The sequence below is a fragment of the Limnohabitans sp. genome (assembly GCF_031538885.1).
In the GTDB taxonomy this organism is placed as follows: Bacteria; Pseudomonadota; Gammaproteobacteria; order Burkholderiales; family Burkholderiaceae_C; genus Limnohabitans.
This window is the reverse complement of the sequence record NZ_JAVKLW010000134.1, coordinates 26,789-37,462: the sequence shown is the minus strand read 5'-3', so window position 1 is coordinate 37,462 and position 10,674 is coordinate 26,789. Positions and strand designations below refer to the sequence as shown.

At 54.6% G+C, this 10,674-nt stretch carries 15 protein-coding genes; 1 reads left to right on the top strand and 14 read right to left on the bottom strand.

Features of this window, described 5'->3' with window-relative positions:
- Positions 1-120, top strand: a 120-nt coding sequence (locus RMS03_RS10895) for a DbpA RNA binding domain-containing protein (protein WP_310627082.1), incomplete at its 5' end; no start/stop codon positions are given.
- A 405-nt stretch (positions 121-525) separates the two neighbouring features.
- Here RMS03_RS10895 and RMS03_RS10890 read toward each other — a convergent pair.
- From RMS03_RS10890 to RMS03_RS10825, 14 genes are all read right to left on the bottom strand, one after another.
- On the bottom strand, positions 526-1,809 hold the full coding sequence (locus RMS03_RS10890) for a phage minor head protein (protein ID WP_310627081.1): 1,284 nt from the start codon (positions 1,807-1,809) through the stop codon (positions 526-528).
- The gene (locus tag RMS03_RS10885) at positions 1,802-2,125 is read right to left on the bottom strand and encodes a DUF4406 domain-containing protein (RefSeq protein ID WP_310627080.1); all 324 of its coding nucleotides are present in this window, start codon (positions 2,123-2,125) and stop codon (positions 1,802-1,804) included. Before RMS03_RS10885 ends, RMS03_RS10890 begins: the two co-directional genes overlap by 8 nt.
- Positions 2,126-2,138: 13 nt before the next feature.
- Positions 2,139-2,450, bottom strand: a complete 312-nt coding sequence (locus RMS03_RS10880; RefSeq protein WP_310627079.1) for a Gp49 family protein — start codon at positions 2,448-2,450, stop codon at positions 2,139-2,141.
- Between the two features lie 19 nt (positions 2,451-2,469).
- On the bottom strand, positions 2,470-4,056 hold the full coding sequence (locus tag RMS03_RS10875) for a DUF935 family protein (RefSeq protein ID WP_310627078.1): 1,587 nt from the start codon (positions 4,054-4,056) through the stop codon (positions 2,470-2,472).
- Positions 4,057-4,064: 8 nt separating this feature from the next.
- Entirely contained in the window at positions 4,065-5,693 is a 1,629-nt protein-coding gene (gene terL / locus RMS03_RS10870) for a phage terminase large subunit (protein WP_310627077.1), read from the bottom strand.
- 9 nt (positions 5,694-5,702) lie between these two features.
- A complete protein-coding gene (locus tag RMS03_RS10865; protein ID WP_310627076.1) occupies positions 5,703-6,209 on the bottom strand; it encodes a DUF1804 family protein in 507 nt (168 codons plus the stop codon).
- Positions 6,210-6,225: 16 nt separating this feature from the next.
- Positions 6,226-6,522: a hypothetical protein gene (locus RMS03_RS10860; RefSeq protein ID WP_310627075.1), complete on the bottom strand. Its 297-nt coding sequence runs from the start codon at positions 6,520-6,522 to the stop codon at positions 6,226-6,228.
- Positions 6,523-6,524: 2 nt separating this feature from the next.
- Entirely contained in the window at positions 6,525-6,740 is a 216-nt protein-coding gene (locus RMS03_RS10855; protein WP_310627074.1) for a TraR/DksA C4-type zinc finger protein, read from the bottom strand.
- Positions 6,740-7,315, bottom strand: coding sequence for a hypothetical protein (locus RMS03_RS10850; protein WP_310627073.1), 576 nt, complete (start codon positions 7,313-7,315; stop codon positions 6,740-6,742). Before RMS03_RS10850 ends, RMS03_RS10855 begins: the two co-directional genes overlap by 1 nt.
- Positions 7,312-7,884 (bottom strand): hypothetical protein, encoded by a 573-nt coding sequence (locus RMS03_RS10845; RefSeq protein WP_310627072.1) that lies wholly within the window; start codon positions 7,882-7,884, stop codon positions 7,312-7,314. The genes RMS03_RS10850 and RMS03_RS10845 overlap by 4 nt, the downstream gene beginning before the upstream one ends.
- Positions 7,881-8,537: a transglycosylase SLT domain-containing protein gene (locus RMS03_RS10840; protein WP_310627071.1), complete on the bottom strand. Its 657-nt coding sequence runs from the start codon at positions 8,535-8,537 to the stop codon at positions 7,881-7,883. Before RMS03_RS10840 ends, RMS03_RS10845 begins: the two co-directional genes overlap by 4 nt.
- Positions 8,534-8,839, bottom strand: coding sequence for a putative holin (locus tag RMS03_RS10835; protein WP_310627070.1), 306 nt, complete (start codon positions 8,837-8,839; stop codon positions 8,534-8,536). The genes RMS03_RS10840 and RMS03_RS10835 overlap by 4 nt, the downstream gene beginning before the upstream one ends.
- Positions 8,840-9,602: 763 nt before the next feature.
- Positions 9,603-9,938 (bottom strand): hypothetical protein, encoded by a 336-nt coding sequence (locus RMS03_RS10830; RefSeq protein ID WP_310627069.1) that lies wholly within the window; start codon positions 9,936-9,938, stop codon positions 9,603-9,605.
- Between the two features lie 29 nt (positions 9,939-9,967).
- Positions 9,968-10,618: a helix-turn-helix domain-containing protein gene (locus tag RMS03_RS10825; protein WP_310627068.1), complete on the bottom strand. Its 651-nt coding sequence runs from the start codon at positions 10,616-10,618 to the stop codon at positions 9,968-9,970.
- Positions 10,619-10,674 lie beyond the last annotated feature (56 nt).

The window sequence follows — 10,674 nt, the reverse complement described above, 5'->3', positions numbered from 1 at the left end:
TCCACCTATGTGGCGGTGGTGCGCAGCATTGCGCACGAAGTCGTCCAGCGTTTGAGCGCAGGGCGCATCAAAGGCAAGACGGTGAAAGTGCGTTTGCTGCAAGAGGCTTCAGGCCGTTGAGTTGCCCTGATGACGCTTATGAGGGGGGGAGTGTTTGAAATGATCCAAGGGGGTGAGGCTCAAAAATTGGCCTCAAACCTTTATGAATCAAGGGTTTAGACGGTTTTTAGGGTTGGCGGCGGGGAACGTTTATTTTGATCCATTGACCGCCCAAAAATCTGGGTGTGATTGCTAGAAAAATGCCCATAAATAAATCGCAAGTTGACCGGAAAAATCCGGTTCGTGACTGAACTTAGATTGAGGGGCTTGCCAGATTTAATCGGCGGCCTACAATTGCGGCTAAGTCAGTGGACTGGAAATGAACCAGCTCCACGGGTTTGCAGAAATGTGAACCGCAGTGATTATGTAGGCCGCTCACCCTACCTGACCCAAGCCCACCTAGCGTGGGCTTTTTAATGCCCGTCGTCATTTGAGGTCGCCGACCAGCAGCTCGTACAGGTTGCCGTTGGAAAGCGTCGACTGGTCTGAACTGCCCAACGACACCACTGAAGCCGTGATGCCCGTTTTGGTCTGCTGGTTGAGTCGGATCACAATTTTGGGCATCGTCTTGTTGAATGCGCCTTGCGGCACCACGACCAATGAGCCTGCAACCTTGTCCCAAAGCACAGCGCGGTAATTGCGGAATTGTTCGGGCAAGCTGTTGATCCACTCATCGGGCCACACTTGGCTTGGTGAACCTTTGGCGCGACGGCCTTTGCCTTTGGCGTCCGGCTTGGCCGCTTTGTGTTGGCCCTCTAATTTGACGGTCTTGCGGTCAAGCACAGAGACGCTGGTGGACAGAACTTCAGTGCTAGGCATGCGGCTGGCAAGCGCTTGCAATACAGCGCTGTCGAAGAATCCCACAATTTGAACTTCGCCTTGAGGCTTTGAAGCTGCTTTAACGGTGTCTCGAAAGCCTTTAAAACCTTCATTGAGAACCTTTTGAAACGCGGGTGAAATGGTCTTGTCGACCAATGGCCCTTGCAGTTCGCGTGGCAGGCGTGCCAGCTTTTCGCCTAAGGCCTGCTCAGGGCTGACCCATGCCTTGCCTACGTTGTGATCCCATCCGGGGTCAATGCCGACAGGCACGCGGTCTTTGATTTCTCCGTCACGGGTGATGACCTCGCGGGTTTTCATCTCAAACGGCTTGGACACTTCCAAGTTGTCGCGTGTCAAATCAGCATCGCCATAGGCGCGAACGGCGCAACGGCATCCCCAGCCGTTGGGCGGGTAATGCGTTGACCAAAACACATCATCAATCGGGTAAATCAAACCGTCCCACTGACGGTGTTGCGGGCGAACGCGCATATCGCCAGCCGTGCGGTATTGCAAATATGGGCGGTTGGCTTTGTTGGCTTGGAGCTGTTGCCAACGACCGGCCATACGGGCCGAGCGCATGTTGGTGTCAAAAATCACCCGTGTACGCCACCCACGTTGGCCGTTGTATGACCAACCGTGGTCAGCCACCGCTTTGTCAAAGTCCTTGCGGAACTGGGTAATCGTTGTGCCTTGCTCAATCGCCCGTGTGACCGCCGAATGAAGATCGCGCACCAAGTCTGTGTTGGTGGCACCGGCTACAGCAAAAACTTTGGCATGAACGGGGCCTGCTAAATCCTCCCATTGCAGGCTTGCTTCGGGTAGCTTGGCTTTGAGGTAGTCAATGGCCTCGGCGAACTTGACACCAAACGGTTTGGCTGTCGTATCAGGCATCGCACACCTCGGGACCGACCAAAATTTCAGCCTCACGCATCACTACCAAACCGAGCCGGTTCGCTAGATCATGTTCAGTGCGGGCACCTTTTGAATCTTGCCATCCGGGCAGCAAGGCCACACCATCGCACCGCACCAATTGTGTGATGGCCATGCGCATATAGCCTAGCCATGTTCCGCAGCGGGGCTCAGGATTTTCAGCGGGGTTTTCAATCTCAAAACCGAGGTCTCGCAGCCGTTTGGCAGCCGCATGAAAGGCCGGGTAATTGAAATTGGGCAACCCGCTCATTGGCCCAGCAATGTAAATACGTTTCATGCTGGATGAGTTTTTACTTCTCGGCCAACTTGGAGCGCAACTCATAGCCCATCAGTGGCCAAAGTTCATCGCGCGAGTTTTCAACAGCAATTTTTTCACCGATGGCCTGGTCATCGTTTGCAGAAGACACAGAGCAAGACGGCTTACCGACAACTGCATAGCCATTGCGTGTGGTCAAAATCGCCCAGCGCAAGACTTGGCCAGTTTTAGAAACGTGCTTGACGATCTCTGTGTCAACAATGTTGGCCTCAATGTCTGCAGGCGTGATACGCGGGGCCGTTTTTCCTTTGGCCTGAATTGCTTGTTCGATAGTTTGGTCAGTCATCTTTCACTCCTTTAAAAAATCAATCGGTATTTGTGGCGGCACCAGCGGCAATTGAATACATCAAGGCACGGTCAATCACTTCGCGCAAGCCAGCGTCGTCTAATTGGCCGACCATCCCTTCCAGTGCCGACTTGAAATCGGCGAGTGATTTACCGTCTTTTTCAAACTGCACCAGCATGTCGTACACAGGCGCTATGGCGTTATCTGAAAGCGCTTTGTCAGCAGCCAATGAGGCAAGCTCTACGGCGTCGTCTTCGGTGAGGCCCACGTCTTGGGCGAATGAATAACCGGGCAACGCCGAAAAGTCGATCGAAGATTTATTACCTGACTTGTTTGCGGACGTAGTGTTTGAGCCGGGCGCAGTCGACAAGGCCGTGGTGGGAAACACCAGCTCATCGTCCGGCCCTTCGGCCACAGGTATGTCCAGCTCCTCAAGCAATGCTCGGCGTGATGGCTTTGCGCCCAAACGCGCAGCCGTTGCATAGGTCTCAGCACGGTCTTTGCCTGCTGCTTTGTGCAGGTAAAACTCCATCGTGGGGGCCGCAACACCATCACCAAAATTGAACTGAGTGATCCACTTGAAAATCTCGCCCATACTTTCGGCGGCAATGTCTCGGTCGGCATCGTGCACCGACTCTTGGCGGTCTTTGGCCGTCTCGCTGGCAGCGCGTGAGCCTACATCCAGTTGCTCGCCGATCATGGCTTGGCTGGTGAGCGCTTTGCTCATCTCTCGGTTACACAAGGTGATGAGGTTTTGTTGCGGCAAAGCGCCGGAACTGCTTCCCTGCGGCACTAGCAACTCGACGTTGTTATCTTGCTGCATCACGATGTAGCCAGCCTCCAGCATGTTGGCCAACGCGTCGGCCAACGCGTCTTGCTCGGCCTCACCAGTGCCGGGCGCGTAGCGGCCAATGGGCCAAGGCAGGCCGTGTCGTTCGCAGTACTTCACGAAGTAGCGCCAACCGCCGGTTTTGAATGTCCAAGGCCAAAAGCATGACGACAAAAGCGCCATGCCATACGGGTTGTCTGTCGTAGCCATGTGACGTGACACCACAAATTGATACGGCTCTACAGATTGGCCTTGCCAGTTGTCACGCGATACCAGCAAAGGGGCCGCGTGCGCATCAAACTTAAAGCGTCGGCCAGGGCGATCAATCACTTGTGTGGGCAAATACATGCCGTCGACTAAGCCCCACACCAACTCATGCACGCGGTAGCCGGTCAACACGGACGATGACATTTGCCACATCACCTCCAACCAATCAGCCACGGCATTGGGGCGCGTGTTACGCATCCACTTTTGGCATAGGTCAAGCGCCGCCGCAGCTTTTGCGTCGTTCGCTTCGCCCACTAACAGGCGGTAGTCATTGGAGCGGAATGAGCCGCGCACTGAGCGGATTTCACCGATCACATGGGGGTCGGCCATGATGGAGTGGTAGACGCGGTCTGATTGACCCATCTCACGCAAGATGGGGTCAGGGTTTGGCAGCGCGTACAACGTGCCAAAGAAACGCTGCGGGTCAGTTTCAGGCGTTGCCACCGGCTTGCCTAGCCAACCCTTCATGGATTGAACAAGCCCCTTGCCGAGAAAAGATTTAGAAGACATAAACGGGCCTAGTTAGAGGGTTGGTGATAGGTTTTGACGTTTGGAATGCCACGAGCACCCAAGCGAATCTTTGGCGTGCCACCAGCGCGGGTCAGGCACAGCATCCACAGCATGTGAAGCGCGTCTGGCCCGTCGTCATGGTCTGCTTCAGGCCAATGGCGAAGCTGGCTGTTGAGTACGGTGTGGGCTTGATGAAACAGAATCAAACCGTTGTTGACGTGAGGGCTGAGCGACTCAATCCGCAGGTTTTTGTCGGTGTTGGGTGTGAGCGCAATGGCGGGCACCGGCACACCAGCTTTGGCCGACGACTTAATGAGCTCTTGCCTGAAGAACTCTTGAAACTGAATCGACTCAATGCCCCAAACCAAACAGCGGTAGTCGCGCTGGTATTCAATGATCTTGCTGATTTGGCGGTCGGGGATCATGCGTGCCACCGTGGCCTCTACCACCGACAACACCCCGTGATTGCGATCAAACCCGCCCACCAAACATGCCGACGGGTCGCGGCTTTTGTTGTTCTTACCGAGTGACGGGTCATGCGCCCCATAGAACACCCAGTCGCGGCTTGGCTGCACCCAAAACTTCATGCCTTGGAAGAAACTGGCTTCATCGTTGGTCGGGTCGTTTTGATATTCGCAATCAAACGCGTGGTGGTCACCCGCACGAATCTTCATGAGCTTGAGCAACGGACGCATGGTCGGCCAGCTCACAATTGACCCAGCGTCCATATCTGCTCGGCGCTGGTTGTAGAACGTGTCGGCTATCTCTTCGCCTTCATTGATATACAGCTCTTCCCACTGCTGCCATAAGTCCATGCGGTCGGGCCAGCGAACAACTGCTGAGAACTTGACCCGCTTCCAGCTTGGGTTTTTATGCACCCGATTGGCAACGCTGTCGTAATGCAAGATCGTGTTGAGATACAGCACGTCCATGCTGCCGTCAGGTGGGCCAAGGGGCAGCACCACCTTTTTGAGCCATTGCTCCAACTTGTCGCGTTGCTCTTTTGAGCGCACGTTTTCGTCGTTTTCAATGTCGTCCAGCAACACAAAGTCTGGGCGGTGTGGGCCGTGGCGCAAGCCGCGCATTTTCTTGCCTGAGCCAAAGGCCTGCACCTTGGCGTTGTTGCGTGTCACGATGACACCTGCATTCCACACACGGCCTTTACCGCATGCGTCGGGGAAGTCCATGCTTAAGCGTGGGTTGCTTTCCAGCTCAACTTTGACAGCCTCCAACATGGTGGCCGTTTGGTCGAACGAATCCATCACCAAAGGAATAAAGCGCTTGCGACCAGTGACAACCACCCACAGTGTTGCCAGCTGTGTACCCAGCGTAGATTTGGCCTCACCACGCGGTGCAGACACTTCTATCAACTGGCCTTCAGGCTTGTCAATCAGCACTGGAATCGTGTCGAAGAACCAGCGGTGGAACGCGCTTGGTTCGCTCTTCACATAGTGCGGAAAGTACGTACGGCAAAAAAACTCGTAATCATTGTGCGCACGCGTAGCCCGTTTGTCACGGGCCGCAAAGTCGGTGGCAAAGCCGTCGCACTCCGCTTCAATCAGTGTGCGTTGCTCATGGGCATACGCGGCCAGCTCGGCCAAGAAGTCTTTGTCGCGGAGTTGTTTTTGCTTTGCCATGATGACGCTTTATTGAGTGCTGCCAAATTCGCGCACGAACTCGGGGCCCGCCTCTTCAAGCAATGCAATGAACTGCTCACGCATCTTGGGCGCATGGGCGCTGATGTACTGGGTGAGAAACTTGCTCACGTCCATTGCCACGGCCAAGCGGTTGGCGTTTGGCATAGCGCGGCTGGCCGCGCTGATCGCCTTGTTGTATCCGTCCATCAACTGAACCAAAATTTGTGCCCGTTGCTGAGCGCCCATCTTTTGGTCTTTTTTGACAGCATCAATCGTGACCAAGAACTGTTCGGCCAGTTCGCCCAACACCTCGTTGGCCATCGCCTCCACACCGCTTTTGGTCATGCGGCGTGCGTTGCGGGCCACGTCCCAATCGTCACCGTCGACGGCATCGGCACGCTTCCAATTACGAGCCGTGTTGTAGGGCACACCGCACATCTCAGCTGCCGAATTCAGCGGCATGCCTTTGATGTAATGGGTGCGAACCTTGGCGCGGGTGTTGCTCTCGTGTGCCATGTATGTGGATATCCGCTTAATGCGTCAACAGTTTGATGGCCGCAATGCCAGCCGATACCACCGCGCCTGACAGTGCGCCGCTGATCGCAGAACTGATAGCCGTCTTGCGTTCGTTTTGCTCAAGATGCTCCATGCGGCCTTCTAGGGTTTCAAAACGCGTGTCTACGGCTTTACGGAAATCTTCAATGCGCGTTTGCGTTGCCGTGTGATGGCTTTGCATGAGCGTGGTCATGGTTTTCAACTGGCCTTGCACCTCGGCAAGCTGCTGAATCACGGCCATGTTGATATCCGTCGGTTTGGGTTGGTCGCTCATGTTCAATATCCTTTTTTATGGTGCTCAAAAATTCGTTGGCAGTTAATGCAGCGAATGGCGCTCGGTGCCGCCTTACGGCGTGCGGGTTGAATGGGCTCTTCGCATTCGATGCAATCGGGGCGACCGGTGCCCGAGCAAGCGCGTTGGGCGCGTTGTTGTGCGGCATCGCGCTGGTGCTGCTCTAACGCTTGCGCTTGCTCTAAATACTTTTCATCCATCACAGGGCCCTAACGGAAATGGAGGGCGTACCTAAAGCCGCTGTGAGGTCTGATGGCGCAGGCGGGTTTGCAAGGTCTACCGGATTCCATCCAAGCTCTCGGTAGATGGCCGCACTGAAGCCGCTGCACACCATGCCGCGACGTGAGCCAGGCAAAGTGATACGCACCAGCTTGTAGACACCGATACGCAAGATTTGCAGCCAGCTGTACTGAATGCGGTCACGCATCGCGGCTTGAATCTCATGCACCGTGTCTTGAAACAAACTTTGTATGCGTGCGTTCTTTGCCATGACAGGCATACGAAAGACATCGAACTCATCTTCGGCATACTGGCTGAGCGGTGTGTAAACATTTTTCACGCCGTCCTCTTCAGCGACATACAGACCTTTTTCGCCGTTTTGGTCTTTCAACCAAATTGCAATCCCGGTATGGGTGTAGGCGCTGTTCGTGATCAGTCGAACCAGCTGCGCGAATACCCCTGACTTGCCTCGTACAGCAATGAGATCGCCCGTTTTGATCTTGGGGCGGGCCATCACGTAGGTCATGACCTGTTGGCTTTTATTTACATCCGTCATTGGGGGCCTCCTTCAGATACGTCAGCAGCCCGCAAAGTTGTGCTGCCATTTGGTGATAAGCCCTTGCCACCATGCGGTGGTTGGACTCCAAGTCCTCCATGCGTCCCGATGCTGGAGGCGGTAGAACCAACGGCGCTGCCAGTAGGCTGGCTGGCGGCGGTACCGTGATCGGGTAAATCAACATCGGCTCCGGCGTTGGCGGCGGCCCAGCGCTGCAAGCGGTCAGAAGGCAAAACACAAGAAGAATCGTCGACAGGCGAAACAGCGCTTTTGGTGACATGAGCGGCCTCATCAAGAGAGTTGAAAAAGTGGTCGATTGCTGCGCGTTTGGCTTCACGTTGGCGGCCCGTTTGGTTGGACTTGTCCAAATCGTTTTTGACTTGGGTTTGAACGGCGTTTGAAGCCTCTGTGACAGTGCGAACAACGCCGCGCAAGCGTGTGTTGTCTGCATCGGTTTTGCCCGCTGTATAGCCGCGCTGGTAGGCGTCGTGGACACACCACCAGAGCGCGGCGGGGATAGCCAATGTCATGACTGCGGCAAAGGCGAATTTGAGGGCTAAGAATTTCATGCGCATACCCCGTTGCCCCACTGACCAGTGGCCGTATAAAGCGGCTCAAAGGTACGCAGGATGATTTGTGGGTAGTGCGCGTTTTCTGCCTGTGATGCTGGCGACACGCCGGGATTGACGGCGCAGGCCGCGCCCATACAAACGTCAGGCATAACGCCTTGCTGCGCGGCAAGCGCCTGACGTTTGTAGACCCAGCCTAGACCCCCGTTGTAGGCGCTGAGTGCAAAGGCCATGCGCTCGCAAGGCGTGGCGGAGATATGAACACGGTCAGACAGCCAGCGGTCGTATGTGACCAAAGCCCTCAGCGACCATGCGGGGTTCAACGGCGCACGCTCTTGCAAGTCGGGTGACAAGCCGCCCAACCACTTTGCCGTAGCTGGCATGAACTGGGCCAAGCCCTGTGCGCCCACGGGGCTTGCTGCATCAATACGCCAGCGGCTTTCTTGATGGATTTGGGCTGCGAATGTGGCAACGGGGGCATTGATACCCCACGCCAATTGCGCCTCACGTTTGAGAGCTAAGCGGTATGTTTGCGCGTTGCGAGGGATAGGCTGCGCGTGGGCAATGGCAGAAGCGAACAACGCCAAGGCAACCCACGCCAACACAAAGCAGGCCCCCATGCGAAGGCGACGGCGGCGAACTTGGTATGTCATGCGCCCAAGCCCACGCAAATCAGGCAGGCGGCCACAATGATGGCGCGACGCAACTGCGATGAAGAGAAAACATTGGCTGTGCGGTCAGTGTTAGACCCCACAAGAAACATATCGGGCCGCGCATAAGGAAACAGCGCTCGGTCAAGCCAATAGCCGCCCCAGCCGCCAAGCGCCATAAGGTGCGCCTTGTAGAGCGATACCGACACCACATTGCCGGGCCACGCACTTTGAGCGAACAACGAGGCGGCCAACAACACGGCGGTCAAGACCACCCAGCTGAGCATTCGATACGACTTAGACATAACGACTCCAGAAATGAAAAAAGGACTTCGGTTAGAAGTCCTTAGTTTCTGGAATCAGCGCTGTTTAGTCGTGGTGAAACACTTCACCGAGCCCCATTTACATAGTCTCTTGTTTATAAATTTCTTCGTCTCTTCGATAAGCGCGAACTGAGCAACGACAGTTTAAACGGCGGCATATCCACGGGCCATTGATATTCCAAAATGGGTCATCCCACTCATGCACAGGAAATTGTCTGCCAGGACAACCCTTCGGGTCGCGTCCATCATCTACGGCACGCAACTGCCAAAGCGGCCTGTCGCTGACATTGAGCAGCATTTGCTTCAACCGATCTTGCATCATGGCCCTGCGATTAGGTCTTGCCATTGCTAGTGACTCACTATGCTTGGAAAAGATTTAATACCTGAGGCAACAACAGCAATAGATTCGGCGTGGGAAAGATTTTGTGTGATTCGTACCCTCGCGTACATGGGGATCAATACTTGGCAGCCTATGCTGTTCTTGTTAGCGACTTTGATTTCCCCGAGGGCGTCTGCGATGATTGCATCGTCATTAAATTCAATCTGAACGCCTCCTTTTATAAGGTCTTGGGACATGTTGGCAATTCGGTTTGTTAGATCAGTTTCGGTGAGCGTGCAACTTTTTGCGGCGCGTGAAAGTAGAAATATTCTGTACTGCTCTACCGTAGGAATTTTCGGTGAAGATTGGACATAAAGAATTGAAGCAGCCGTCACAATGCCGGCGGTGCAACCAATCAGAACACTTCTAACGGTTGGTTTCATTGTCTGCCTTTCTGAGCTTACGAATTTCGTTCTTCTTGAGAATGGCAGTCACATAAAGCATTGCCCGTGTAAGTTGCTGCTCGCCAAGGTCTTTGACCATACGTGTACCAAATTCACGATCCAAAAAATCTAAGACACGAATGCGTGTATCCCGCTCCAGTTGATCCAACACTGTGAGAACGCTGCTCACGCTCACGGGGCATGTGCCAGGCGCTGATCTGCGCCCTGAGTTGTCGATGATGATGACGGTGCTGCCAATCATGTCACCACTGATTTGCACAACGCCCCTTGTTAGTGGGCCTGTTTGTTGTTTTGTCACCGGCGTCCTTAGTGTTCTCGAATTGAGTTCTATTTTCCTATTTTTACTTTCGAGTCTCTGACTGAGCCGCCAACCTGAATAGTCGGTGCCGAGCCTGACGTCACTTGCTTGACTTTTGTGGGCTTGGGTGGCGTTGTAGCGGCCATGCCTGCTGCGCGACGAATGAACTCTTGCCCAGCCGCTGGTGATTTTCGATACGCGTCAATGAGGTCACGCTCAACACCGCTGAGTGATGAGCTTGTATCGCCCATCACAAGCCAATTTGTGTCAATTCCGAACAGCACCTGGAGGTCTCGCAATAGGCGCGGCGACGGGTCTTCTTTCCCATTGACCACAGCGGTCAATTTCGCTGTTTTGTAGCCCTGACTGACCAGCACGTCCGTATAGGTTTTCAGGCTCAGCGACTGCTTGATCCGCTTTTTGAATCCGGCCTCCCAGCTTTGGGCGTCAGAGTCCATATGCACGGCCCCAGTGCCTTGATAGATAAAAGCCGCGCTAAGCCCCTCGCTCTCAATGAGCGTGTCTATCTCATCGGTGGGGAGGCTCCCGCGCAACTTGCGGTTGTTGAACGCGGTTTTACTTAGCCCTAGGCGTGTGGCAACTGTGGCGTCGTCGCTGCACCCAAGGGCGAGCTTTAGGCGTGCCAAAACATCTAGAAACCCACTGATTTTGTCGGACATTAAAAATACTCCTTGCAAGATGTGGATTGAGCGTCCACAATCCACCTTAATGAATC

What these genes read in the sequence shown, in the direction of transcription:
- RMS03_RS10845 (WP_310627072.1), bottom strand. Translation starts at nt 7,884, where the DNA reads ATGAAATTCTTAGCCCTCAAATTCGCCTTTGCCGCAGTCATGACATTG.
- RMS03_RS10885 (WP_310627080.1), bottom strand. Translation starts at nt 2,125, where the DNA reads ATGAAACGTATTTACATTGCTGGGCCAATGAGCGGGTTGCCCAATTTC.
- RMS03_RS10865 (WP_310627076.1), bottom strand. Translation starts at nt 6,209, where the DNA reads ATGGCACACGAGAGCAACACCCGCGCCAAGGTTCGCACCCATTACATC.
- RMS03_RS10850 (WP_310627073.1), bottom strand. Translation starts at nt 7,315, where the DNA reads ATGACGGATGTAAATAAAAGCCAACAGGTCATGACCTACGTGATGGCC.
- RMS03_RS10840 (WP_310627071.1), bottom strand. Translation starts at nt 8,537, where the DNA reads ATGACATACCAAGTTCGCCGCCGTCGCCTTCGCATGGGGGCCTGCTTT.
- RMS03_RS10825 (WP_310627068.1), bottom strand. Translation starts at nt 10,618, where the DNA reads ATGTCCGACAAAATCAGTGGGTTTCTAGATGTTTTGGCACGCCTAAAG.
- RMS03_RS10875 (WP_310627078.1), bottom strand. Translation starts at nt 4,056, where the DNA reads ATGTCTTCTAAATCTTTTCTCGGCAAGGGGCTTGTTCAATCCATGAAG.
- RMS03_RS10835 (WP_310627070.1), bottom strand. Translation starts at nt 8,839, where the DNA reads ATGTCTAAGTCGTATCGAATGCTCAGCTGGGTGGTCTTGACCGCCGTG.
- RMS03_RS10890 (WP_310627081.1), bottom strand. Translation starts at nt 1,809, where the DNA reads ATGCCTGATACGACAGCCAAACCGTTTGGTGTCAAGTTCGCCGAGGCC.
- RMS03_RS10880 (WP_310627079.1), bottom strand. Translation starts at nt 2,450, where the DNA reads ATGACTGACCAAACTATCGAACAAGCAATTCAGGCCAAAGGAAAAACG.
- terL (WP_310627077.1), bottom strand. Translation starts at nt 5,693, where the DNA reads ATGGCAAAGCAAAAACAACTCCGCGACAAAGACTTCTTGGCCGAGCTG.
- RMS03_RS10855 (WP_310627074.1), bottom strand. Translation starts at nt 6,740, where the DNA reads ATGGATGAAAAGTATTTAGAGCAAGCGCAAGCGTTAGAGCAGCACCAG.
- RMS03_RS10860 (WP_310627075.1), bottom strand. Translation starts at nt 6,522, where the DNA reads ATGAGCGACCAACCCAAACCGACGGATATCAACATGGCCGTGATTCAG.